Raw genomic sequence first — 22,452 nt, 5'->3', positions numbered from 1 at the left:
CGGCGGGCACCGGGGCGGATTCTTCGCGGTGGCGATGGCCGGCGGGAACCTCAGTCCTCGCCGCAGCCGTCCTCGTGCGCCATCCAGTGGACGAAGCGGTGGAGCGGATACATCGCATCGTGCGGGTTGCCGATCGTGCTCGGCCCCGCCTCGCCCAGATGGACGATGCGCTGCGCGCCGCCGGCGGCCAGCCGATCGCGATAATCGGCCATGCGGTCGAACGGGAAGAAGCCCACGGTCTGCGTCGCCACGTTGATCCACTTCACCGCGTCGTCCAGCGAATCCACCCGCACGACATTGGCGGTCTTGTTGATCGGGTGGAAATCGACCGGCTCCTCGGAGCGGATGACGAGGCCCTTGCCGTCGGTCCGGCCCCAGACTCCGTATTCGTCATCCATCATCGCCATCATCTCGACCGCTTCGCGCATGTCCATTTCGAGAGGACGCGCATCGCCCGACGCGGCCGCCCGCGCGGCGATGTGATGGTGCAGCCGCGCACAGAACCGATCGACATCCTCCTGCGGCCCTTCCACGAACTGGTAGCGGCTGGAAACGCAGGCCTCCTGGTTGAGGATCATGACATCGTCGGCCGCCAGCCTGGCGGCGCGATCGAGCGTCGCCTCATCCGCCAGCGCCTCGCGCCCGACCATCGAGATCGAGGTCTTGGGATCGAACGAGACGAGCTGGAAGCCGGGGCCGAGATACCTGACGACGTTGTTGATCGCATCGCCGCCGCCCCAGGCAACGATCTTGTCGAAATACTGCGGGCGATAGAGCACGCGCTCGATCGTCTCGTCACCGCCACGCCAGTAGACCGCCGACATCGACCGGACGATCGCGTGGTTCGGATCGATATCCGCCATGGTGCGCAGGATCGCGACCATGGTGAAGGGGTCGGCCGAGGGCATCTTGAACAGGTTCACCGCCTTCACCAGCGCACCCTGCGCCACCGATTTCACCGCCACGCCCGGGGAATTGCCCGGCATCACGTGGATCAGGCGCGGCGCGAAAGCACGCACGAAGCTTTTGCGGCCCGTGAAATCGGACTTGGGCACCCAGGTATCGAGCGCGCGCGGATCGGGGAAGTTCTGTTCCAGCTCCGCTTCCAGCACGCGCTTGTCGAGATAGCCGGCGGCATGGCGGGTCGAATGCTCGACCACCGCGCGCGGCAGGATATGCGTGGTGCACATCCGCTCGATGCATTCCTGCATATGGTCGTTGTCGGGGGCCAGCAGGCGCTGCCCGGTCTCGACCAGGAAGTCGATGATCTCGGCCGTGGGCACGTTGAGCAGCGGCGGCACCTCGGTGCGCGGCGGCACGACCTTGTCGAGCGGAATCCGCGGCGTCGCGAAAGTGACGCCCAGATCGCGCGATTTCTGGATCACATCGGCGCCGAACAGCACTTCCCCGCGCAGGAAGAACGGCGCGGAAACCACCTGTTCGGCATCGCTGGCCGGGTTCAGTCCATTCATCGTGTTCATGCCACACCTCTCACATAGGCATCGACCGTGCCCGAGCAGCTGATCTTGTCGTCACCCGCGAGATCCTTGATGCGGGTGACGTTGTCGCGGATCGACGGCGAATGCGCGCCGCAGGCGCACGGGCTGAAATCGATCTCGATGTGATCGCCCGAGATCACGCCGCCCCAGCGCCCGTCGAGCGAGAGATCGAAGAAGGCGGCGCGCCCTTCGACCGGGCCCTGCCCCATCGGCAGCAGCGTTTCGCCATCGCGATCGAGCGGCAGGCAGACCAGCCATGGCGGCACATGATAACGCCCGCCCTCGCGGCAGCGCGGCATGGCCGTGCCGATCTCCTGCATCCCGTACATCTGGAAATTGCGCTCGGGCTTGAGGTTGAAGGTATCGAAGATGAATTCGCGGTAATCGCCCGGAAGCTGCGCGCCCTTGAGCCCGCCGCCGATGTAGCAGGTGTTTTCCGGGTGGAAATCGGCGCCGCTGTAGCCGCGCTTGCGCACTTCCCCGGCCACGGCATGAAGCGCGGCCCACATGCCCGAGACATAGAGCTTCTCGCCGCGCGCCGCGATCAGCGCTTCGGCGGCAATGCCCGAAGCCGCGTCCATCGCCGCCTGGCGCTCGGCCGAGACGCGCTCGAACTCGGCCAGGTCGTCGGGCATCGCGGTGCCGTCGGCCATGGCCTTGCGCAGCGTCACCATGCGGGTGATCGAACCGATCGTGATCGGCGGCACCGGATAAGTGAAGCGCTCGCTGCCCTCGATCCCGAAGGCGGCGAACAGCGCCTGGCCGATGAAGTGGTTGCGCGGCACGGCCGCCACCGGCGCCAGCCCGAAGACCAGCCGGTCGCGTGCCGGGGCGATGCCCGATCCCCACGCGCAGGCGGCGACCGCATCCCGGCTCGACCATTCCATGTCGGTCAGCGAGCCGACCAGCATCGCCGACTTGCCGGTCGTGCCGCTGGAGCATGAGACATAGTGCCCGGCCTGGGCCAGCCGCTCGATCCATTCGTCGATGTCGTCGATGCCTTCCAGGTCGACATCGTCGACCGGATAGGGCGAGACCGTGCCGAGCCACTTGGTCAGCCGGTCCCACCGCTTCTGGCTGAGGAAGCTTTCGGGATAGGACTTGTAGGCGGTGTGCGGCAGCAGCAGCGGCACCACGTCCTCCAGCCGCTCGATCTTGGTGACGCCCGCTTCGCGCGCGCGGAAGCCGACCAGCTTGACCGCGTCGATCCGTTCCTGCAGCCGCTCGTTCATCGCGGCGACCTGCGCCTCGCGGACGTCCTGCCAGGCCAGGTCATAGCCGGAGCCATCGCCCATGTGGCGCATCAAACCGGCGGCATGTTCTCCCATGGTTCGCTTTCCTTCTTGCTGTTCAGGCGACGCCGCGCACATAGGCGTCGACCGTGCCGGCGCAGCCGATCTTGTCGTCGCCTTCGAGATCGGCGTAGCGCGTGATGGTGTCGCGGATGGATGGGCCCGCGTTGCCGCAGGCGCAGGGGCCGTAATCGAGCGAGATCCGGTCGCCCGTGATCACGCCGCCCCAGCGCCCGTCCAGCGAGAGGTCGAAGAAGGCGGCGCGCCCTTCGCACTCGCCGTGGCTGTGGCCGAGCGCGCTGTCGCCCGGCTTGTCGAGCAGGATCGGCACGATCCACGGCGGCACATGATAGCGCCCGCCCTCGCGGCACTTGGGCATTCCCGAATTGAGTTCCTGCATCGAATAGTTCTGGAAATGCCGGTCCGCGGGGATGTTGAACGTCTCGAACACGAATTCCTGGTAATCGGCCGGCAATTGCGCGCGCTTGAGCCCGCCGCCGACGTAGATCGAATTGTCGGGATCGAAATCGTCGCGGCCATAGCCCCTCTCGCGCACGGCCCTGGCCACCTGCCACAGCCCGCTCCACAGCCCGGCAAGCTGCAGCTTGCGGTGCCGGTTGGCGATGATGAAATCGGCGGTCGCCGGCACGGCCGCGTCGATCGCCTGCTGGCGCGCCTGCGAGGTTTCCTCGAAAGCGGCGACCTCGTCGGGCCGGGCGGTGCCATCGGCGATCTTCTTGCGCATCACCACCATGGCGGTGAGCGAGCCGACCGTGATCGGCGGCACCGGATAGTGCCAGCGCGGCCACTCGGGATTGGCGAAGGCATCGTATTGCGCCTGCGCGATCGTCCTGTTCTTCGGCACCGTCGCCACCGGCGCGCAGCCGATGATGAGCCTGTCGCGCGCCGGCTTCACGCCCGACCCCCACGAGAACACGTTCACCGTGTCGATCCTCGACCAGTCCATGTCCTTTTGCGAGGCGATCAGCATCGCCGACTTGCCGGTGGTGCCGCTGGAACAGGAAATGAAATGGCCCAGCGCGGAAAGCCGCTCGATCCAGTCGTCGATCCCCTCGACCCCGTCCAGCTCCAGCCCCTCGATCGGATAGGGCGAGATCGTGCCCAGCCACCTGGTCAGGCGGTCCCAGCGCTCTTCCATAAGGAAGCTTTCGGGATAGGACTTATAGGCGGTGTGCGGGAACAGCAGCGGCACGATATCGGTGATGGCGCCGATCCGATCGATCCCCGCATCGCGGGCCCGCAGGCCCAGCAGCCTGATCCGGCCCTTGCGATCCTGGAACCGCTCGTCCAGCGCGGCGACCTGGGTTTCGCGCAGCTCCTCGGCGGAAAAGGCGAAACGCCCGGGATCGGCGACCAGCGCGGTCAGCTTGTCTGCGGCGGCACCCATGGTCCATCCTTTCCCGTTATTCCCCGGCCTGCCGTCGCGAGCCGGTTTATCCGCACCAGTCATTGCCTTCGGCGAGCGACTCGCTTAATGGCACCGTATGCGTTTCGTTACTCAGGATTCGCTTGTTGACGCAAGCCATTTCCGGTCCACAGGGGCGATGAACCGGATTGCCCCCGTGAACCCCGTGCGCGCCGGCCGCCCGACCCGCGAGCAGGCCGAGGCGCGCCAGGCTCAGCTGCTCGAACGCGCGTTCGATCACTTTCTGGAAAAAGGCTTCGACCACGCGACGATCGAGGCGATCGCCGCCGACGTGAACATGACCAAGCGCACCGTCTATGCACGCTATCCCGACAAGGCGGCGCTGTTCCGCGCGGCGGTGCGGCGCGGGATCGAGCGCTATGCCATCTCGCGCGAGCGCATCACGGCGACGCGCGGCGGCGATCTGGAACAGACGCTGATCGCCATCGCCATGCTGCGCATCGAGCTGACCGCCACGGCCGAGGGCCTGCGCCTGCAGCGGATCATCAACACCGAATCCTATCGCTTCCCCGATACCTTCAACACCTTCTACACGATTGCGGCGCGGCCGACGGTGGAGTTCCTGGCCGACCTGCTGGCCGAGGAAACGGCCGCCGGGCGCCTGGCGATCGACGCGCCGCTGATGGCGGCGAACGTCTTCATGGCCATGGTGGTGGGCGGCCCGGTGAGGTTCATCACCTCGGGCAATCCGCTGGCGCCCGAGGACGTCGACAAGCGCGTTGCCTTCGCCGTCAGGCTGTTCCTACAAGGAGCCAGACCGCGCGGATAACAGGCGCGGCGCAACGGGAGAGGCGAGCGTGACCTATTTCGGAGAGTTCCGCGCCCATTGGCCCAACCTGCTCGGCGCCATGCTGGGCATCGCGCTGGGGGCTGCGCTCAATCATTACATGACCAATCTGTTCGGCCCTTCGCTGATCGCGGAATTCGGCTGGAAAAGATCGCAATTCGCGCTGATCGGCACGCTCGGCCTGGCGACGATGCTGGTGCTGCCGTTCGCCGGACGCTTCACCGATCGCGTCGGCCCGCGCGTCGCCGCCAGCGTGGGCTTCTGCGCCGTGCCGCTCACCTTCCTGGCGTTCAGCATGATGCGCGGGAGCATCTACGAATTCTTCGGCATCACCATCCTGCAAAGCGTGTTCGGCATTCTCACCACCACGCTCGTGTTCAGCCGGGTGATCGTCGAACGGTTCGACATCGCGCGCGGCATGGCGCTTTCCGTGGTGATGAGCGGCGCGCCGCTGGTGGGCGCGGCCCTGGTGCCGGTGGTTGGCGAAGTGATCGAAGCCGAAGGCTGGCGCGCGGGCTATCGCCTGCTCGCGGTCATCTCGGCGATCGGCGGCTTTGTCGCCATCGTCCTGGTGGGTGGCCGCAAGCCGCGCGGGGCCGCCAGGCACGAGGCTCGCGCGACGGGTCGCATCACGCGCGCGCAGCTTGTGGCGATGGCGCGCCACCCGGCCTTCCTGCTGATGGTTTCGGGCATGTTCTTCTGCAATTTCCCGCAGATCGTCGTCTCCTCGCAGCTCAAGCTGGTGCTGCTGGAAAGCGGCGCGCCCTCGCAACTCGCCACCTGGATCGTCTCGCTCTATGCGATCGGCGTCGTCTGCGGCCGCTTCGCCAGCGGCATCGCGCTTGACCGGGTGACGCCGCAACTGGTGGCGATCACCGCGCTGGGGCTGCCAGCGGCGGGCTTCCTGATCCTCGCCTCGCCAGCCACCTCGGTCTGGCTGCTGGCAGGCGCGGTGCTGCTGATCGGGCTGGCGCAAGGCGCCGAAGGCGATATCGGCGCCTATCTGACGTCGCGCACATTCGACATGCGCCACTACAGCCTGATCTACAGCTTCCTGATCGCCTCGATGGGCCTTGCCTCGGCGGCGGGCTCGATCGCGCTCAGCCTGACGCTCGGCGCGACCGAGCGGTTCGATCTGTTCCTGCTGCTCGCCGCCGCGCTCACCATCGTGGGGGCGCTGTGCTTCTATTTCACCGGGCGCACCGGCAGGGTGGAGATCCCCCTTCCGGCCGACAAGCCCATCGCCACCATGACCTGAGGAGAGACCATGACCAGTTCCGCCCCCGCCAGCCCGGCATCCCCGCGCGTCGTCGTCATCACCGGCGCCAGCGCCGGCATCGGCAAGGCCGCCGCCGAAGCCTTTGCCCGCATGGGCTGGCGCGTGATCGCCACGGGCCGCACGCCCGAACGCTGCGACGCGGCCGAAGCCGATATCCGCAAGGTGGCAGCGCCCGGCGCCACCATCGATTTCCTGCGCGGCGATTTCTGCGAGATGGCCGACGTGACGCGCATCGCCGGTGAGATCGCCGGGCTGACCGATCGGGTCCACGTCCTGGTCAACAATGCCGGCGGCGTGCGCGATCAGCTCTACATGACCGGCGAAGGGCTGGAGGCGACCTTCGCCGCGAACCATCTCGCACCGTTCCTGCTGACGCGCGAGCTGATGCCGCTGCTGGAACGCGCCGCCGAAACCAGCCCGCCGGGCACGGTGCGCGTGATCGCGGTCTCCTCCAGCGGGCATGAGGCCTGCCCCGGTATGCGCTGGGACGACCTGATGATGCTGGACGATTTCTCCACCGGCGCCGCCTATTGCCAGGCCAAGCTCGCCAATATCCTGTTCACCCGCGAGCTGGACCGCAAGCTTGCCGGCAAGGGCATCGTCGCGCAAGCGATGCATCCGGGCGTGGTCCATTCGAACTTCGCCAGCCACGGCGACGGCTTCATGCAGGACTATCTCGCCACGCTGCAAGGCCACACGCCCGAGCATGCCGCGCGCACCATCGTCTGGATGGCGACGGCGGCCGAACTGGGCCGGGATGGCGGCCGATACTTCCACGATCTGGCCGAAGTGCCCGCCGCGCCGCAAGCGCTGGACGACGATGCCGCCGCGCGGCTCTGGCATGAAAGCGAAAAGATGCTGGAAGGGCTTGGGCTGGAAGCCGCGGCAGGCTAGCAAGCGCGGCCATGGATATCAGCGAACGCCCGCGCCGCAGCGCGCTCTACCTGCCCGCATCGAACGCCAAGGCCATCGCCAAGGCGCGCACCCTGCCTTGCGACATGGTGGTCCTTGACCTGGAGGATGCCGTCGCGCCCGAAATGAAGGCGCAAGCCCGCGCGGCGGCGGTCGCCGCCGTGGCCGAGGGCGGCTTCGGCCATCGCGAAGTGGCGATCCGCGCCAACGGGGTCGACACCGAATGGGGCCTGGCCGATCTGGCCGCCATCGCCGGCTCGCAAGCCGACGCGGTGGTGGTGCCCAAGGTCGATTCGGCGGATGACATCGCGCGCTATCAGGTGGCGCTGGCCGATGCGCCCGCCGCCATGCGCCTGTGGGCCATGATCGAGACTTGCGCCGCGATCCCCAATCTCAACGCCATCGCCGCCATGGCCGCATCGACGCGGCTGTCGCTGTGGATCATGGGCACCAACGATCTGGCCAAGGACATGCGCGCCCAGCTCACGCCGGAGCGCACGCCGTTCCTGCCCTTCCTGTCGCTGGCGGTGGCCGCCGCGCGGGCACACGGCCTCGCCATCCTCGACGGGGTGTGCAACGAATTCCGCGATCTGGCCGTGTTCGAAGCCGAAGCCCGGCAAGGCCTGCTGTTCGGCTTTGACGGCAAGAGCCTGATCCACCCGGCCCAGATCGAGCCGTGCAACGCGGTGTTCTCCCCCGGCGAGGCCGACCTTGCCTGGGCGCGGGCGGTGATCGCGGCTTTCGCCTCGCCTGAGAACCAGGGCAAGGGCGCGATCCGGGTGGACGGCAGGATGGCCGAACTGCTCCATCTCGAACAGGCCCGGCGCCTTGTCGCGGTGGCCGAACGGATCGCCGCCGTGGCCTGATGGGGGCGAAATGCGCCGAGAGGCGCACTGTCAAAGAGCTTCTACCCCCCGACCTGCATCAGCGCGCCGCCCTGCGCGGCCGAGGCGCGAATCGCGTCGATCACTTCCATCGAGGCGAGCCCGTCGCGGAAGGTCGGCACCGCGACCGCCGCGCGCGCATCGCGCCCTTCGATCCGGTCGCGCAGCGCTTCGCACAGGCGGGTGAACGGGCCCAGTTCCAGATGCGAGAGGCGATCGGCCGAATTGGGGTCAGCCGCGGGCGGCGGCGGGGGCAGGCGCAAGTCATCGGGCAGCGGCAATTCGCGCGTTCCGGCCTTGTCGGCGACGAAGACCTTGCCCTGATCGGCCCAGACGGTGCCGTGCGTGCCGGCGCAGCGCCACAGCGTCGTCATCGGCCCCCAGGCGCCCGCGCTCTGCTGCATCGATCCTTCGACGCCATTGGCCAGGCGAAAGCGCAGCGAATAGGAATCGTCGGCCACGTCGCCGCGGTCGGACACGACCATCAGGTTGGCCGAAAGCGAGGCGAAATCGCCCAGCCAGGCCCGGATCTGGTCGATCAGGTGCGATCCGCCCGCGCCCAGCCAGCCGCCGCCCGCCTCCTTGTCGAACCACCAGCGCGGCAGGCGCGTCTCGGGATCGGCGCAGAACGGGATGAACTGGTCGAGCACCAGGAAGCGCGGATCGCCGATCAGCCCTTCGGCGATGGCACGGCCGAACAGCGCGCGGTCCGGCATCCAGCGGAATTCGTGCGCGATCAGATTGGCGACGCCCGCGGCCTCGGCCGCCGCCACCATCGCCCGGCCTTCGGCGGCATCGGCCGCGAAGGGCTTCTCGCACAGCACATGGCAGCCGCGCGCGATCGCCGCGAGGGCCAGCTTGCCATGGGTGGCGGGCGTGGTGGCGATTGTCACCAGGCCGGCGCCGGTGGCCGTGATCGCCGCGTCAAGATCGACGAACCACGCGGGCACGCCGCTTGCCTCGGCCTTGCGCGCCAGCTTGTCCGGCCGCGTGCCGACCAGCCCGACCACCTCGAATCCGGCGGCGCGCAGCGCGGGCACATGGATGCGGCAGCCGAAACCCGTTCCCACCACCAGCGCCTTGTTCGGCGACTGCTTCGTCATGGCCGTTCTCTCCCGTTGACCGCGATTATGATAGTGCGCACTATCCCGCGATGACCAGAGTTAGGCAAGCATGAACAGGCTCGGCATGAACAGGATCGGAATCGAACGCCTGTGCGTTTTCGGGATGCCGCCGGTGGACTTCATCCGCCTTGCCGCCGCGCTCGGCGGCGCGGGCGTGGGCATCGGTTTCACGCCGATCAACGCCTACAACCCGCACGGCTATCCCGACTGGTCGTTGCGCGATGATCCCGCGCTGCGGCGCGAGACGCGCGCGGCCCTGGCCGACAGCGGCGTGGCGATCACCCTGCTGGAAGGGTTCGCGGTCGTCCCCGACAAGGACGTGCGCGATCAGGAGCGCGATCTGGACCTGGCGGCCGAACTGGGCGCGGAGCGGATCAACCTAGTCAGCATGGATCGTGACCGGGAACGCACCGGCGCCGGCTTTGCCGTGCTCACCGAAATGGCCGCCGCGCGCGGCATCAAGGTCAGCACCGAGATCGGCACGGGCCCGCTGCGCACGCTGGATCGGGTGCTGGCGGTGCTGGACGCGGTGGCGCACCCCAATCTCACGCTGCTGATCGATACGATGCACTTCTTCCGTTTCGGCAGTTCGCTCGAAACGCTGGCGGGACTGCCGGCCGAAACGATCGGCTATGTGCAGCTTTGCGACGTGCCGCTGGTCTCGCCGTTCGAAAGCTATCTGGACGAGGCGTTCCACGATCGGCTCGTGCCCGGCGAGGGTGAGCTGCCGCTGGCCGAGCTGCTGGCGCTGGTGCCACCGGACGTCGTCATCAGCGTGGAAGTGCCGCGCCGCGCCGCCGCACAGGCCGGCGCGGGGCCCGCCGCGCGCATCGCGCCCTGCGTGGACGCGGCGCGCGCGATGCTGGCGTCACTCGCCGGGCGTTGAGGCGGGCACCGGGACGATCTCGCCCGGCTCGTTGGCGACGATCCCGAGCACGGCGGCCCAGGCATCGACATTCTGCTGGAGCGCGGCCGGATCGACCTTGTCGAGCGTGTCGTCAGGCGTGTGGTGCAGATCGAAATAGTGCGTGCCGTCCTGCCCCAGGTCGATCACCGCCAGGTTCTGCCGCGCGATGATCGGGCCCACGTCGGCGCCGCCATCGGCCATGCCCGGATGCGGCACCACGCCCATCGGCCAGAGCGCGGCCTTGATCCTGTCGCCCAGCGGCTTGTTCGCTTCGGCCAGGCGCAGCGTCACTTGCCAGACCCGGTCGGCACCGAAGTCGCTTTCCATCGCCAGCGCGTGCTTTTCCGCGCCGTGCACGCGAGCATAATTGTCCGCGCCGCCGTCGCCGCTGCCCATTTCCTCGTTGCCCGCCCACAGCACGCGGACCGTGCGCAGCAATTGCCCGCCCCTGCTCGCCTGCAAGGCGGCGGCGGTGACGATCGCGCATCCCGCGGCATCGTCGATCGCGCCGGTGCCCAGATCCCAGCTATCGAGGTGGCAGGCGACGACGATCTTGGGCAGCGAGGGATCGCGGCCGGGCAACTCGCCGATGACATTGCCCGAAGGCGCTTGCGGATTGGGCTTGCCCAGCAAGGTCAGGGCGATCCTCATCGGCTTGCCGCGCGCGGCGATGCGCGCGATCAGGTCCGCGTCGGGATTGGCCACCGCGCCCGAAGGGATCGGCACGATGCCCTCGGGAAACCGGGTGGCGCCGGTGTGCGGATTGCGATGGCTGTCGGTGCCGGCCGAGCGGATGACGATACCGGCCGCGCCCTTTTGCGAGGCGATGCCCGGCCCTTCGCGCCGCACGTCGCCATAAGGGCCATAGCCCGATCCGTCCTGCGCGCGCCGCATCGCGTGATCGACGAACGCGATCCTGCCCTTGAGCGAGCCTTCCGGCGCGGCGCGCAGCGCGTCGAGCGTCGGGAAATAGACCAGTTCGCCCTCAAGCCCCTGGGCCGGCGTCGGCACCGAATTGCCGAGCGCGGTGATCGCCAGCGGCTGCGCGTAAGGCGCGGTCAGCCGCGCGTGCTCCTCGCCGCGCTGCCAGGCCGATGTCTTGAACTCGTCGATCGCCACGCCTTTGAAGCCCAGCGCTTCCAGCTTGGCCTTGCCCCATGCGCGCGCGCGCGCTTCGGCGGGCGAGCCGGCGGGGCGTGGCCCGATCTCGGTGGTGATCCCCTCGACGATGTCCCAGGCCACGCCCGAACCCTGGGTCGGCGTGGCATGGAGCGGGGCGATGGCGGTGGTGGCCGCGAGCAGCGCGGCAAGGCTGGTCCTGTAGAGCATCCCGGCGGGTTAGCGCGCGCCCACGCGCTTGCCAATGGCCGATTCCAAGGCGGCGGCCGCGCCTACTTCGCGCGCCGGACGATCATGACCACGACCGTGCCGATCGCCAGGCCGGCGACCGTGGCCACCATGTCGGCGATCCAGTCCATCACGTCGGCATCGCGGCCCAGCCCCATCGCCAGTTGCAGCAGCTCGATCCCCGCCCCCAGCACAGCCATGGCCGCCAGCAGCGTCCAGACCGAAAGCCCCCGCCAGATCACCCTGCCCCCCAGCGACAGCGCCAGGAAGGCCAGCATGTGGTTGATCTTGTCCGACGCCTCGACCGGCGCGGGCGGGTTGGGCGCCAGCGCCAGATAGAGGATCACCGCCAGCCCGGCGAAGTAGACCAGCTTGAGAATCGTGTCGATCACCATGGCCGCCCTTGTGGCAGGCCCGATCGCGGCAGGCCAGAGCGGCCGCGCCGATGGCTCCGCGATGGAGCAGGTGCGCCGGCCCGATGGCGGTGGGGGACGCGCATCGCGGCAAGCTTGAAATTGTCCCCGCCCCGCTTACCTGGGAGCAAGACTTGCCACGCTTGCGGCGCGGCCTTCGCGCCTGTAGAGCACGCGCGCATTTCCCCAACGCCTATATCCCCAGAGGAACCCGATGGCCGCCCAATACGCCTTCGTCATGAAGGGCATGACCAAGACTTTTGCCGGTGCGCAAAAGCCCGTCCTGTCGAACATCAACCTGCAGTTCTACCAAGGCGCCAAGATCGGCATCGTCGGCCCGAACGGCGCCGGCAAATCCACCCTGATGAAGATCATGGCGGGGATCGACACCGATTTCACCGGCGAAGCCTGGCCGGGCGAGAACATCACCGTCGGCTATCTGGCGCAGGAGCCCGAGCTGGATACCAGCAAGACCGTGCTGGAAAACGTCAAGGACGGCGCGCGCGAGACCGCCGATCTGGTCGACCGCTTCAACGAGATCTCGATGCTGATGGCCGATCCGCCCGAAGACGCCGATTTCGACGCGCTGATGGAGGAAATGGGCACGCTTCAGGAAAAGATCGACGCGGTCGATGGCTGGACGCTCGACAACCAGCTCGAAATCGCGATGGAAGCGCTGCGCTGCCCGCCGGGCGACTGGCCGGTGGACAACCTTTCGGGCGGTGAGAAGCGCCGCATCGCGCTCACCCGCCTGCTGATCCAGAAGCCCTCGATCCTGCTGCTGGACGAACCGACCAACCACCTCGATGCCGAAAGCGTCGAATGGCTGGAAAACCACCTCAAGGAATATGCCGGCGCGGTGCTGATGATCACCCACGACCGCTATTTCCTCGACAACGTGGTGAGCTGGATCCTCGAACTCGATCGCGGGAAATACTTCCCGTACGAAGGCAATTACTCGACCTACCTGGAAAAGAAGGCCAAGCGCCTGTCGCAGGAAGAGCGCGAGGAATCGGGCCGCCAGAAAGCGCTCAAGGAAGAGCTGGACTGGATCAGGCAGACCCCCGCCGCGCGCCAGACCAAGTCCAAGGCGCGTATCCGCAAGTTCGAGCAGCTTCAGGAAGCGCAGAACGATCGCCGCCCCGGCAAGGCCCAGATCGTCATCCAGGTGCCCGAGCGTCTGGGCGGCAAGGTGATCGAGGCCAAGAACATCTCCAAGGCCTATGGCGACAAGCTGCTGTTCGAGGATCTCTCGTTCCTGCTGCCGCCGGGCGGCATCGTCGGCGTGATCGGGCCGAACGGCGCGGGCAAGTCCACGCTGTTCAAGATCATCACCGGGCAGGAAAAGCCGGATTCGGGCGAGATCTCGATCGGCGAGACCGTGCACCTGGGCTATGTCGACCAGAGCCGCGACCACCTCGACGGATCGAAGAACGTCTGGGAGGAAATCTCCGACGGGCTCGATTACATGAAGGTCAACGGCCACGACATGTCGACGCGCGCCTACGTCGGCGCGTTCAATTTCAAGGGGCAGGACCAGCAGAAGAACGTCGGCAAGCTTTCGGGCGGCGAACGCAACCGCGTGCACCTGGCCAAGATGCTGAAGGAAGGCGGCAACGTGCTGCTGCTGGACGAGCCGACCAACGACCTTGACGTCGAGACGCTGGCCGCGCTGGAAGACGCGATCGAAAATTTCGCCGGCTGCGCCGTGGTCATCAGCCACGACCGCTTCTTCCTCGATCGTCTCGCCACGCACATCCTCGCTTTCGAAGGCAACAGCCACGTCGAATGGTTCGAAGGCAACTTCGAGGCCTATGAGGAAGACAAGCGCCGCCGCCTGGGCGACGCGGCCGACCGGCCGACTCGCCTGGCCTACAAGAAACTGACGCGCTGATCCGGGCGGCGCGGCGGCGGAGGCCGGGCATGAGCGAGGGCTACGTCCACGATACCTACGGCCGCTACCTGAGCGGATCGGGCCGTTCGGCCCGGATCGTCGCCGCCACGCTTGCCCCCCTGCTCGCGCCCGCATCGGTGCTCGATGTCGGCTGCGGCGCGGGGGTGTGGCTCGAAGCGTTCCGCGCGCAGGGCGCATCGGCGGTGCACGGGATCGACGGTCCCTGGGCGCCGGCCGACCGCACGCTGGCCCCGGGCGAATTCACCGCCTGGAATTTCGAGGAGCGCGGCGCCGAGGGGCTGATCCTGCCGCGCGATCGCTATGACCTGGTCATCTCGCTCGAATTCGTCGAGCATCTTTCCGCCGGCCGGGCCGATGCCATCGCCGCCTTCCTTGCCGCGAAAGGCGATGCGCTGCTGATTTCCGCCGCGATCCCGCTGCAGGGCGGCCAGCACCACGTCAACGAGCGCTGGCCCGAATACTGGACGCGCAAGCTGGCCGGCCACGGCTTCCGCCCGTTCGACGCCTTGCGGCTGGCGCTATGGGACGAGCCCGAGGTGCAAAGCTGGTACCGCCAGAACATGCTGCTCTATTTCCGCGAAGGCACGATGCCCGAAGCGGTGCGCGCCTGGGGCGAAGCACTGGCGCTGCAAGCGCTCAACGCGCCGCGCGCGCTGGTCCATCCCGAATTCTATGCCCGGCGCTTTGGCCGGCTGCACCACGCGCTGACCAATCCGCTGGGCTTCGCGCGCATGTTGCTGGCCGAACGCCGCGGCGGCGTGCGCGGCATCCCCCCGATCCCCCATCTCGCCCGCGAATGAGCCGGGCGGCGCGCCGGCGAAGCTGAACGCGAGGCGTACCGGCCGGTTCACCTTTCCGACAGCGCGGCGTGCCTAGAAGGGCGCATGGATGAGTCGTTTTCGCCGAGCGGCAAGTCCGGTTTTGTGGAGCCGGAAAGCATGGCAAAAGGTAATCAACTGAACACTCGCAGGCCGCTTGGCGCCGGCGCGCTGGCCGCGATGACCGCCGCCGTGGCGCTCATGGCGATGCCCGTGGCCGCCTCGGCGCAAGCTTCGGCGCAAGGCTGGCAGCAGCAGCAGCGCTCGAACGGAGCCCGGCAAGGCGGGGGCGACAACAACGCATTCCGCAATCGCGGGGAAAGCCGCGCGTCGAACCCGCAGCCGAGCGTCCCCAATCGCGCCACGCAGCCGGTCCAGCCCAGACCCTCGGTGCGCGCGCCCGATGCGCCGCGCACGGGCGGCAACGGCAACTGGCGAGGCAGTGGCGGGAACCGCGCCAATGCCCAGCAACAGACCGCCCAGCAGCAGACGACGCAGCAGCAGGTCGGGCGCGGCAACTGGAACAGCCAGGGCAGCCAGCAGAACACCTGGCGCAACAACGGACGCAATGACGGGCGCGACGGCCGCGATCAGCAGAACGGCAGACGTGACGGCCGCGACAACGACAGCCGGCACGATGGCCGCGACAACAACAACAACAACAATCGCAACGACTGGCGCGGCGACCGGCGTGATTCGAACAATCGGTACACGAACAACCGCTATTCGAACAATCACAACACCCAGCGGTGGAACCGCAGCTGGCGCAGCAACAACCGCTATGACTGGCAGAGCTATCGCACCCGCAATCGCAACGTCTATCACATCGGCCGCTATCATGCGCCTTACCGCAGCTATTCCTATCGCCGGCTGGGCATCGGCTTCACGCTGAACGCGTTGTTCTTCGGCCAGAACTACTGGATCTCCGATCCCTGGTACTATCGCCTGCCGGCCGTCTATGGCCCCTATCGCTGGGTCCGCTATTATGACGATGTCCTCCTGGTTGACACCTACACCGGCGAAGTGGTTGATGTGATCTACGACTTCTTCTGGTAAGCCGGTTTCGGCCGCAAGGCTGGTGAGAGCCCCCGCGTCGCCCCTGCGCGGGGGTTCTTCGCATCCGGGGCCGCCGGCAGGGCATCGGGCCTGCCCGGCGGGCTTTTCCCTTGCCCTGCCGCGCGCAGGCTTTAGGCATGGCCGCCTGTTCCTTTGCCGCCATCGCTTTTTCGGACCATGCCCGCACCCAATCCCGACAGGAAGGCCCTTGCCACGCTGGGCGCCGCCGTGCGCGAACGCCTTGCCGGCGATCCCTCGGTTTACAAGGTGCCGGTCGCTACCGCCGAGATCCACGCTGTCGCCAGCTTTCTCAGCGAGAGCGAATGCCGGCACCTGATCGGCCTGATCGACGAAGTCGCCCGGCCTTCCGAACTGTTCGACGAAGCCTATCGCGAGGCCTATCGCACCAGCTATTCTGGCGACGTCGACCAGTCCGACGGCATCGTGCGCAGCATCGAACGGCGCCTGTCCGACCTTATCGGCATTGACCTTGCCTGGAGCGAGACCGTGCAGGGCCAGCGCTATCTGCCCGGCCAGGAATTCCGCGCCCATTGCGACTGGTTCGATACGGAGGCCGCCTACTGGCCATCGGAAGTGGCGCGCGGCGGCCAGCGGAGCTGGACGGCGATGGCCTATCTCAACGATGTTGAGGATGGCGGCGTGACCGAGTTCCCGCGCATCGGCGTGAGCATCCCGCCGCAGGCCGGATCGCTGATCCTGTGGAACAACGCCACGCCCGACGGCGCGCCCAACCTGGAAACGCTGCACGCCGCCCTGCCGGTGAAGGCCGGGGTGAAATACGTCATCACGAAGTGGTTCAGGACGCGCCGGTGGAGTTGATCCGGCGCGCGCGCCGCCTGGCCGGCGCGGCGATCGGAGCCATGGCGCTGCTCATCGCCTGGCCCGGCGCGGCCGACGCGGGACGGATGGCGCCGCTGCCGCCGGCTGCGGCCGAAGCCACGGACGCCACCGTGCGGCTGACCCGCCTGTTCGCCGAGGACGCCGCGCGCGAGGACGAGCTGGACCCGCTCGGGATGCTCTATCGCGGCGAGGCGCCCGATCCGGCGATCTTCACCCGGCTCTATACCGACACGCTCGACCGGGAGCGGCTGGCCTCGGCCCGCCGGGCCCTCGCCGCGATCGAGGCAATCGACCGCGCCGGACTGGACGAGGAGGAGCGCCGCTCGCGCGAGGTCTTCGCCTATGACAAGCGCGAGGAGATCGCCGCGCTCCAGCCCGAGGTCCGCGCGCTGACCGGGGTGCGCCCGTTCAACCACTTCGCTGGCCTGCCGATCGAGTTTCCCGGCCTGATCGCGCGCGACGGCCCGCTGGCCTATGCTGGCGAGGACGATTATCGCGCCGCGCTGACGCTCCTCGTGGCCTTTCCGCAAGTGCTCGACAACGCCACGCTGCGCTTTCGCGAAGGCATGGCCAGCGGCGTCGTCGAGCCGCGCCTGACGGTCGCGGCGATGATCGACCAGCTCGACACGCTGCTGGCCCAGCCCGTCACCGCATCGCCTTTCGCCACGCCGCTGGCGCATTTTCCCGCCGCGATGCCGCCCGAGACCCGGCGGGAATTGCGCTCGGCTTGGTTTTCCGCCCTGCGCGAGACGGTCTTTCCCGCCTATGCCCGGCTGCGCGCCTTCCTGCACGACGAATACCTGCCCGCCGCGCGCGAGGAAGTGGGCCTGTCGGCGATGCAGGGCGGAGCCGGGCTCTATCGCGAGCTGATCGCGCAGGAGACCACGCTCAAGCTGGAGCCGGAGGCGATCCACCAGCTCGGCCTTGTCGAAGTCGCCCGCATCCGGGGCGAGATGGATGGCGTGCGGCGCGAGATGGGCTTTGCCGGAACCCTGCCCCGGTTCTTCGACCATTTGCGCGACGATCCCCGGTTCCATCCCACCAGCCGCGCCCAGCTGGCCGATGGCTTCGCCCGGATCGCCCGGCAGGTCGATACCCGGATTCCGCGCTATTTCGCCAAAGTGCCCCGGACGCCGCTGCGCATCGCGCCCAATCCCGGCTATCAGGAACGCTATGAGCCGGGCGGCAGCTACAGCCAGGGTTCGATCGAAACCGGGCGCCCCGGCCTGTTCCACTTCAACACTTATGACCTGCCGAGCCGTTTCCTCACCGGCATGACCACGCTGTATCTGCACGAAGGCGCGCCGGGGCATCATTTCCAGATCAGCCTGGCGCAGGAGAACACCGCGCTACCCCCGTTCCAGCGCGATGGCGGCAACAACGCCTTCGTCGAAGGCTGGGCGCTCTATGCCGAAACGCTGGGCTATCCGATGGGGCTTTACCGCGATCCGATGCAGCACTGGGGCACGCTGGACGACGAGATGCTGCGGGCGATGCGGCTGGTGGTCGATACCGGCATCCACGCCATGGGCTGGTCGCGCGAGCAGGCGGTGGATTACATGCTGGCCAATTCGGGCATGGGCCGTACCGACGCGGCCGGCGAGGTGGATCGCTATATCGCCATGCCGGCGCAGGCGCTGTCATACAAGATCGGCGCGCTCACCATCCAGCGGCTGCGACGCGAGGCCGAGGAGAAGCTGGGCGCGAAGTTCGATATCCGCGCGTTCCACGATCAGGTGCTGGGATCGGGCGCCCTGCCGCTGCCGATCCTGGAAGAGAAGATCGATGCGTGGATCGCGCGCCAGGTCAGCCCCTAGTCGTCATCGCGCTCCAGCACCACGTCGAGCTTTTCCAGCAAGCGGTCGAGCCGGCGGTGCACGCGGATGATTTCCAGCTGGGTGCGCAAGTTCACCTCGTAGTCGTGGCGGGCGGTGATGCGATCCTTGTCGGCCTGCCGGTTCTGGCTCATCATGATGACCGGCGCCTGGATCGCCGCCAGCATCGAGAGGATCAGGTTGAGGAAGATGAAGGGATAGCCATCGAAGGGATGCAGCCCCAGGTCTTCCAGGATGCGGCCATTGACCAGGATCCAGACCAGCAGGACCAGCCCGAAGCCGATGATGAAGGCCCAGCTGCCGCCCACGGCGGCGACCTTGTCGGCCAGACGATCGGCGAACGTGGCATGGAGCGCGGCCTCTTCCTGCGCATCGGGGCCCATGATCACGCCCGAGGAAATGCGCTGGAGGACGCGCTGCTCTTCCTCGTCGAGTTCCTCGAACAGGCGGCCGAGCAGATCCTCGGCGAGCTGTTCAGGCGTCCGTGGCGTCTTCAGCATGAGCGTGCGCCTCCAGGGCCTGGGCAATCAGCTTGCGCGTCTCCGCGATGCCGTAAAGCGCGATGAAGCTGCCCATACGCGGGCCTTGCGATGAGCCCAGCAGCGTCTCGTAGAGCGCCTTGAACCAGTCGCGCAGGTTCTCGAAGCCGAATTCCTCGCGCTTGCCGATCTCATAGACCACGGTCTGCAAATCCTCGGCCGAAGTGCCCGGCGCGACCCGCGCCAGTTCCGCATCGAGCGCGGCCAGCGCGGCCGCCTCGTTCGGCGTCGGCGTGCGCTTCTGCAGCGTGGGTGCGATGAAATCGCGGTTGTAGGCGAGCGCGGCCGCGACCAGCTTGTCCAGTTCGGGATGCGCCACGGGCGAGGCATCGGCGACGTAGTTGCCAAGGTAGGACCACACCTGCCCGGCGGTCGCATCCGCGCCCAGCACGCCGACGAGGTTGAGCAGCAGGCCGAACGTCACCGGCAGGGTATCGCCCGCGCCCGAACCGTCGCCATTGGCGCGCAGCAGGTGCCAGACCGGATTGCCAAGCTGCTTGTCGAGCGGCTGTTCGGCCAGATTGCCGCGGAACTGCCAGTATTCGTCCACCGCGCGCGGGATCACGCCGATGTGCAGTTGCTTGGCGCTCTTGGGCTCACGAAACAGGTAGAAGCCCAGGCTCTCCTCGGTGCCGTAGGTCAGCCATTCCTCGATCGTCAGGCCATTGCCGCGCGACTTGGAGATCTTCTCACCCTTCTCGTCAAGGAACAGCTCGTAGATCAGCCCTTCGGGGCGGCGGCCACCGAGGATCTGCGCGATCTTGCCCGATTGCGTGACACTGTCGGTCAAGTCCTTGCCGCACATCTCATAATCCACGCCGAGCGCGACCCAGCGCATCGCCCAGTCGACCTTCCATTGCAGCTTGGCATGGCCGCCGAACACGCAATGCTCGATGGTCTCGCCCAGATCCTCGAAACGGATGATGCCGGCGGCGGCATCGACCACTTCCACCGGAACTTGCAGCACCTGGTTGGTGGTGGGCGAGATCGGCAGCACGGGCGAATAGGTCTTGCGCCGCTCCTCGCGCAGCGTCGGCAGCATCACCTCCATAATCGCGTCGTAATGCGCCAGGACATTGGCCAGCGCCGGGTCGAACGCGCCCGAATTGTAGCGATCGGCCGCCGAGACGAATTCGTAGTCGAAGCCGAAGCGATCGAGGAAGGCGCGCAGCATCGCGTTGTTATGATGGGCGAAGCTTTCGAACCGGCCGAACGGATCGGGAATGCGGCTGAGCGGATGGCCGATATAGGCGGCCAGCAGCCCATGGTTGGGCACGTTGTCCGGCACCTTGCGCAAGCCATCCATGTCGTCGCTGAAGGCAACGAGCCGCGTCGGCGCGCCGCCCGTCAGCACTTCATAGGCGCGGCGCACCAGCGTGGTGCGCAGCACTTCCTGGAACGTGCCGATATGCGGCAGGCCCGAGGGGCCATAGCCCGTCTCGAACAGCATGGGCGCGCCATCCGGCTTGCCGTGCGGATAGCGCTTCAGCAGCTTGTGCGCCTCCTGGAACGGCCAGGCCTTGGATACGCGAGCGGCTTCGATCAGGGCGGTGTCGGTCATGACCGGCGCTCTTCGCTGGAAACCGCGCCGGCCGCAAGGGCGAAGCTGCGGGGAACTTCATCGGGCCTGCCCGATTTTACGCCATGCAACAAGCGATCGCCATGAAGGACAGGCAGCCGGTGAACTACATCCAGACCCTGCGCGACCAGATCGACGCGATGATCCGGGGCTTCGTCCAGTCGCTGCCCTCGCTGGCGATCGCGCTGGCCATCCTGCTGGTGACGTGGGTCGTCGCGGGGATCGCGGTGCGGATCGTCGGCCGGCTGACGCAAGGCACACATATCCGCGAAGACCTGCGCCAGCTTTTCGCCACGCTGATCCGGCTTGCGGTGTGGATCATCGGCCTGCTCATCGCGCTGACGGTGGCGATCCCCAGCTTCACGCCGGGCGGCGCCTTCGCGGGCCTGGGCATCGGCGCGGTGGCGATCGGCTTCGCCTTCCAGGACATCTTCCAGAACTTCCTCGCGGGCGTGCTCATCATGCTGCGCGAGAAGATGCGCATCGGCGATACGATCGAATGCCAGGGCATCACCGGCAGGATCGAAAGGATCACGCTGCGCGAGACCCATATCCGCCAGGCGTCTGGCGAACTGACCGTGGTGCCCAATGCGATGCTCTTCAAGAACCCGGTCAAGATCCTGACCGACGGCCCGGTCCGCCGCGACGAGATCATCGTCGCAGTGACCGGCGACAACGATCTCACCGCCACGCCGGCGGCGATCCGCGACGCGCTGCAGCGCCTCGATCACATCGACAAGGCCAGGCCCATCGTCGTGGTGGCGCAGCAGATCACCGCGACGGGGATCGATTTCCTGGTCCAGTGGTGGAGCGAGGCGGCCAGGGACGCGCGCGAGACGAAAAGCGAAGTCGTCATCGCCGTCAAGCGCGCGCTCGACGAGACGAAGATCGCCGCCGCCCCGGCCAGCGAGCCGCCCGCCCCGGCACCGCCGCGGTGCGTCGAAGCGCGTTAGTCCCCGGGGCTCTCACGGCGGCGGCGATGGCCTGTTACCGCCAGGACCAGTCGTAAGCCAGGGGCGCCTCGCGGAAGGCGAAGCGGTCGATGTGGGCGGCCACCACGTCCTTCAGGCGATCGACCTCCTCCCGGTCCTCGCCGGTGATGCTGAGGTCGATCGCATCGGACCCGGCCGCCATCGTGGCGACGGCGCCGGGAAACCGCACGGTCCCGATATCGCCGTCGCACGCCACGTCCAGCTTGTGCGACCAGTGCTGGCAAAGCTGGCGGACGTATCTGCCCCCGTTCGCGGTGGGCACGCTGGCCGCGATCGTGGTCATGGCTCGATCCGTTCGATCTTGCGCGCGGCCTCGTCGATGATCTCGGCGATCCGGTGGACCAGTTCGCGATCCGCGCCCTCCTGGCCGAGCCGGTCCTTCACCGCCATCCACAGGCCGGCGACCGCGCGGCGCAGCGGCGCCGGATCGGACTTGCCTTGCGCTTCGGCCAGCGAGGCGAGCCGCTGGCGCAGCGCCGCGACGGTTTCCGCCTGCGTTTCAAGCTGTTCACGACCCTGCTCCGTCACCTGATAGGACTTGCGCGCGGTATCGTCGGGCGCCAGCGCGATCAGGCCCTGGTCTTCCATGTACGTCAGCGCGGGATAGACCACGCCGGGGCTGGGCGCATAGCTGCCGCCCGAAAGGCTTTCGATCTCGCGGATCAGGTCATAGCCGTGGCGCGGTGCCTCGGCGATCAGCGCGAGCAGCAGCGTCTGCAGTTCGGCCTGATCGAACAGGCGCCGGCGCCGGCCACCGCCGCGATGGCCGCCCACCTCGAACCCGTCCGGGCCAAAGCCGCGCATACCGAAGCCGCCGAAGCCAGCGCGGAAGCCGCCCTTGCCGAACGCCGGGCCGCGCCCGAAGCCGCCGTGATCATGGCCGTGGCGGCCATGGCAATCGCCATCGTGGGGAAACATGAAGCGTCTCATTGTCATTCCTTGTGTTTTCATGATGGATCTAAGATA

The 22,452-nt window shown here is 67.6% G+C and carries 21 protein-coding genes; 11 read left to right on the top strand and 10 right to left on the bottom strand.

Features of this window, described 5'->3' with window-relative positions; all coding sequences use genetic code 11:
- Window positions 1-50: 50 nt before the first annotated feature.
- Genes PYV00_RS20925 through PYV00_RS20915 form a run of 3 tightly spaced genes read right to left on the bottom strand, consistent with a single transcriptional unit; the run spans window position 51 to window position 4,199 of the window.
- On the bottom strand, window positions 51-1,481 hold the full coding sequence (locus PYV00_RS20925) for an acyl-CoA reductase (RefSeq protein WP_275230262.1): 1,431 nt from the start codon (window positions 1,479-1,481) through the stop codon (window positions 51-53).
- A complete protein-coding gene (locus tag PYV00_RS20920) occupies window positions 1,478-2,827 on the bottom strand; it encodes a hypothetical protein (protein WP_275230261.1) in 1,350 nt (449 codons plus the stop codon). The genes PYV00_RS20925 and PYV00_RS20920 overlap by 4 nt, the downstream gene beginning before the upstream one ends.
- 22 nt (window positions 2,828-2,849) lie before the next feature.
- Window positions 2,850-4,199 carry a hypothetical protein gene (locus tag PYV00_RS20915; RefSeq protein WP_275230260.1) on the bottom strand — a complete coding sequence of 450 codons (1,350 nt, stop codon included), beginning with the start codon at window positions 4,197-4,199 and terminating at the stop codon, window positions 2,850-2,852.
- A 157-nt stretch (window positions 4,200-4,356) separates the two neighbouring features.
- Here PYV00_RS20915 and PYV00_RS20910 point away from each other — a divergent pair, with 157 nt between their 5' ends.
- From PYV00_RS20910 to PYV00_RS20895, 4 genes are read left to right on the top strand one after another with little or no spacing between them, the layout of a single operon-like run.
- Window positions 4,357-5,007 carry a TetR/AcrR family transcriptional regulator gene (locus tag PYV00_RS20910; protein WP_275230259.1) on the top strand — a complete coding sequence of 217 codons (651 nt, stop codon included), beginning with the start codon at window positions 4,357-4,359 and terminating at the stop codon, window positions 5,005-5,007.
- 28 nt (window positions 5,008-5,035) lie between these two features.
- On the top strand, window positions 5,036-6,283 hold the full coding sequence (locus PYV00_RS20905) for an MFS transporter (RefSeq protein ID WP_275230258.1): 1,248 nt from the start codon (window positions 5,036-5,038) through the stop codon (window positions 6,281-6,283).
- A gap of 9 nt (window positions 6,284-6,292) precedes the next feature.
- Window positions 6,293-7,198: an SDR family NAD(P)-dependent oxidoreductase gene (locus tag PYV00_RS20900; RefSeq protein WP_275230257.1), complete on the top strand. Its 906-nt coding sequence runs from the start codon at window positions 6,293-6,295 to the stop codon at window positions 7,196-7,198.
- An 11-nt stretch (window positions 7,199-7,209) separates the two neighbouring features.
- A complete protein-coding gene (locus tag PYV00_RS20895; protein ID WP_275230256.1) occupies window positions 7,210-8,082 on the top strand; it encodes an HpcH/HpaI aldolase/citrate lyase family protein in 873 nt (290 codons plus the stop codon).
- A gap of 41 nt (window positions 8,083-8,123) precedes the next feature.
- On the opposite strand, the gene PYV00_RS20890 is transcribed toward PYV00_RS20895, so the two are convergent.
- Window positions 8,124-9,203: a Gfo/Idh/MocA family protein gene (locus PYV00_RS20890; protein ID WP_275230255.1), complete on the bottom strand. Its 1,080-nt coding sequence runs from the start codon at window positions 9,201-9,203 to the stop codon at window positions 8,124-8,126.
- 85 nt (window positions 9,204-9,288) lie between these two features.
- Between PYV00_RS20890 and PYV00_RS20885 the strand changes: the two genes are divergently transcribed.
- Entirely contained in the window at window positions 9,289-10,110 is an 822-nt protein-coding gene (locus PYV00_RS20885) for a sugar phosphate isomerase/epimerase family protein (protein WP_275230254.1), read from the top strand.
- Here the strand turns inward: PYV00_RS20885 and PYV00_RS20880 are convergent.
- Together PYV00_RS20880 and PYV00_RS20875 are read right to left on the bottom strand one after the other, a co-directional pair.
- Window positions 10,093-11,460: a M28 family peptidase gene (locus tag PYV00_RS20880; protein WP_275230253.1), complete on the bottom strand. Its 1,368-nt coding sequence runs from the start codon at window positions 11,458-11,460 to the stop codon at window positions 10,093-10,095. The two genes, PYV00_RS20885 and PYV00_RS20880, sit on opposite strands and share 18 nt — an antisense overlap.
- A 62-nt stretch (window positions 11,461-11,522) precedes the next feature.
- Window positions 11,523-11,873 (bottom strand): teicoplanin resistance protein VanZ, encoded by a 351-nt coding sequence (locus tag PYV00_RS20875; RefSeq protein ID WP_275230252.1) that lies wholly within the window; start codon window positions 11,871-11,873, stop codon window positions 11,523-11,525.
- A gap of 232 nt (window positions 11,874-12,105) precedes the next feature.
- Here PYV00_RS20875 and ettA point away from each other — a divergent pair, with 232 nt between their 5' ends.
- The 5 genes from ettA to PYV00_RS20850 all read left to right on the top strand — a co-directional run bounded on the left by ettA (window position 12,106) and on the right by PYV00_RS20850 (window position 18,358).
- The gene (gene ettA / locus PYV00_RS20870; RefSeq protein WP_275230251.1) at window positions 12,106-13,785 is read left to right on the top strand and encodes an energy-dependent translational throttle protein EttA; all 1,680 of its coding nucleotides are present in this window, start codon (window positions 12,106-12,108) and stop codon (window positions 13,783-13,785) included.
- Window positions 13,786-13,814: 29 nt separating this feature from the next.
- Window positions 13,815-14,606: a class I SAM-dependent methyltransferase gene (locus PYV00_RS20865; RefSeq protein ID WP_275230250.1), complete on the top strand. Its 792-nt coding sequence runs from the start codon at window positions 13,815-13,817 to the stop codon at window positions 14,604-14,606.
- 138 nt (window positions 14,607-14,744) lie between these two features.
- Window positions 14,745-15,680, top strand: coding sequence for an RcnB family protein (locus PYV00_RS20860; RefSeq protein ID WP_275230249.1), 936 nt, complete (start codon window positions 14,745-14,747; stop codon window positions 15,678-15,680).
- 177 nt (window positions 15,681-15,857) lie between these two features.
- Window positions 15,858-16,520 carry a prolyl hydroxylase family protein gene (locus PYV00_RS20855; protein ID WP_275230248.1) on the top strand — a complete coding sequence of 221 codons (663 nt, stop codon included), beginning with the start codon at window positions 15,858-15,860 and terminating at the stop codon, window positions 16,518-16,520.
- The gene (locus tag PYV00_RS20850) at window positions 16,511-18,358 is read left to right on the top strand and encodes a DUF885 domain-containing protein (RefSeq protein WP_275230247.1); all 1,848 of its coding nucleotides are present in this window, start codon (window positions 16,511-16,513) and stop codon (window positions 18,356-18,358) included. The genes PYV00_RS20855 and PYV00_RS20850 overlap by 10 nt, the downstream gene beginning before the upstream one ends.
- Here PYV00_RS20850 and PYV00_RS20845 read toward each other — a convergent pair.
- Both PYV00_RS20845 and PYV00_RS20840 read right to left on the bottom strand, forming a co-directional pair.
- The gene (locus tag PYV00_RS20845) at window positions 18,355-18,876 is read right to left on the bottom strand and encodes a DUF1003 domain-containing protein (RefSeq protein WP_275230246.1); all 522 of its coding nucleotides are present in this window, start codon (window positions 18,874-18,876) and stop codon (window positions 18,355-18,357) included. The two genes, PYV00_RS20850 and PYV00_RS20845, sit on opposite strands and share 4 nt — an antisense overlap.
- A complete protein-coding gene (locus tag PYV00_RS20840) occupies window positions 18,851-20,476 on the bottom strand; it encodes a lysine--tRNA ligase (protein ID WP_275230245.1) in 1,626 nt (541 codons plus the stop codon). Before PYV00_RS20840 ends, PYV00_RS20845 begins: the two co-directional genes overlap by 26 nt.
- 101 nt (window positions 20,477-20,577) lie before the next feature.
- Between PYV00_RS20840 and PYV00_RS20835 the strand changes: the two genes are divergently transcribed.
- Window positions 20,578-21,447 carry a mechanosensitive ion channel family protein gene (locus PYV00_RS20835; protein WP_275230244.1) on the top strand — a complete coding sequence of 290 codons (870 nt, stop codon included), beginning with the start codon at window positions 20,578-20,580 and terminating at the stop codon, window positions 21,445-21,447.
- A gap of 34 nt (window positions 21,448-21,481) precedes the next feature.
- On the opposite strand, the gene PYV00_RS20830 is transcribed toward PYV00_RS20835, so the two are convergent.
- Window positions 21,482-21,769, bottom strand: a complete 288-nt coding sequence (locus PYV00_RS20830; RefSeq protein ID WP_275230243.1) for a DUF2218 domain-containing protein — start codon at window positions 21,767-21,769, stop codon at window positions 21,482-21,484.
- Window positions 21,766-22,416 (bottom strand): PadR family transcriptional regulator, encoded by a 651-nt coding sequence (locus PYV00_RS20825; RefSeq protein WP_275230242.1) that lies wholly within the window; start codon window positions 22,414-22,416, stop codon window positions 21,766-21,768. The genes PYV00_RS20830 and PYV00_RS20825 overlap by 4 nt, the downstream gene beginning before the upstream one ends.
- Window positions 22,417-22,452 lie beyond the last annotated feature (36 nt).

Source organism: Novosphingobium album (ex Liu et al. 2023) (assembly GCF_029076845.1).
Taxonomy (GTDB): domain Bacteria; phylum Pseudomonadota; class Alphaproteobacteria; order Sphingomonadales; family Sphingomonadaceae; genus Novosphingobium.
Note: the sequence above shows the minus strand (reverse complement) of the source record. Positions and strands in the feature narration are given on the sequence as shown.

What these genes read in the sequence shown, in the direction of transcription:
- PYV00_RS20925 (WP_275230262.1), bottom strand. Translation starts at nt 1,481, where the DNA reads ATGAACACGATGAATGGACTGAACCCGGCCAGCGATGCCGAACAGGTG.
- PYV00_RS20920 (WP_275230261.1), bottom strand. Translation starts at nt 2,827, where the DNA reads ATGGGAGAACATGCCGCCGGTTTGATGCGCCACATGGGCGATGGCTCC.
- PYV00_RS20915 (WP_275230260.1), bottom strand. Translation starts at nt 4,199, where the DNA reads ATGGGTGCCGCCGCAGACAAGCTGACCGCGCTGGTCGCCGATCCCGGG.
- PYV00_RS20910 (WP_275230259.1), top strand. Translation starts at nt 4,357, where the DNA reads ATGAACCGGATTGCCCCCGTGAACCCCGTGCGCGCCGGCCGCCCGACC.
- PYV00_RS20900 (WP_275230257.1), top strand. Translation starts at nt 6,293, where the DNA reads ATGACCAGTTCCGCCCCCGCCAGCCCGGCATCCCCGCGCGTCGTCGTC.
- PYV00_RS20895 (WP_275230256.1), top strand. Translation starts at nt 7,210, where the DNA reads ATGGATATCAGCGAACGCCCGCGCCGCAGCGCGCTCTACCTGCCCGCA.
- PYV00_RS20890 (WP_275230255.1), bottom strand. Translation starts at nt 9,203, where the DNA reads ATGACGAAGCAGTCGCCGAACAAGGCGCTGGTGGTGGGAACGGGTTTC.
- PYV00_RS20885 (WP_275230254.1), top strand. Translation starts at nt 9,289, where the DNA reads ATGAACAGGATCGGAATCGAACGCCTGTGCGTTTTCGGGATGCCGCCG.
- PYV00_RS20880 (WP_275230253.1), bottom strand. Translation starts at nt 11,460, where the DNA reads ATGCTCTACAGGACCAGCCTTGCCGCGCTGCTCGCGGCCACCACCGCC.
- PYV00_RS20875 (WP_275230252.1), bottom strand. Translation starts at nt 11,873, where the DNA reads ATGGTGATCGACACGATTCTCAAGCTGGTCTACTTCGCCGGGCTGGCG.
- ettA (WP_275230251.1), top strand. Translation starts at nt 12,106, where the DNA reads ATGGCCGCCCAATACGCCTTCGTCATGAAGGGCATGACCAAGACTTTT.
- PYV00_RS20865 (WP_275230250.1), top strand. Translation starts at nt 13,815, where the DNA reads ATGAGCGAGGGCTACGTCCACGATACCTACGGCCGCTACCTGAGCGGA.
- PYV00_RS20860 (WP_275230249.1), top strand. Translation starts at nt 14,745, where the DNA reads ATGGCAAAAGGTAATCAACTGAACACTCGCAGGCCGCTTGGCGCCGGC.
- PYV00_RS20855 (WP_275230248.1), top strand. Translation starts at nt 15,858, where the DNA reads ATGCCCGCACCCAATCCCGACAGGAAGGCCCTTGCCACGCTGGGCGCC.
- PYV00_RS20845 (WP_275230246.1), bottom strand. Translation starts at nt 18,876, where the DNA reads ATGCTGAAGACGCCACGGACGCCTGAACAGCTCGCCGAGGATCTGCTC.
- PYV00_RS20840 (WP_275230245.1), bottom strand. Translation starts at nt 20,476, where the DNA reads ATGACCGACACCGCCCTGATCGAAGCCGCTCGCGTATCCAAGGCCTGG.
- PYV00_RS20835 (WP_275230244.1), top strand. Translation starts at nt 20,578, where the DNA reads ATGAAGGACAGGCAGCCGGTGAACTACATCCAGACCCTGCGCGACCAG.
- PYV00_RS20830 (WP_275230243.1), bottom strand. Translation starts at nt 21,769, where the DNA reads ATGACCACGATCGCGGCCAGCGTGCCCACCGCGAACGGGGGCAGATAC.
- PYV00_RS20825 (WP_275230242.1), bottom strand. Translation starts at nt 22,416, where the DNA reads ATGAGACGCTTCATGTTTCCCCACGATGGCGATTGCCATGGCCGCCAC.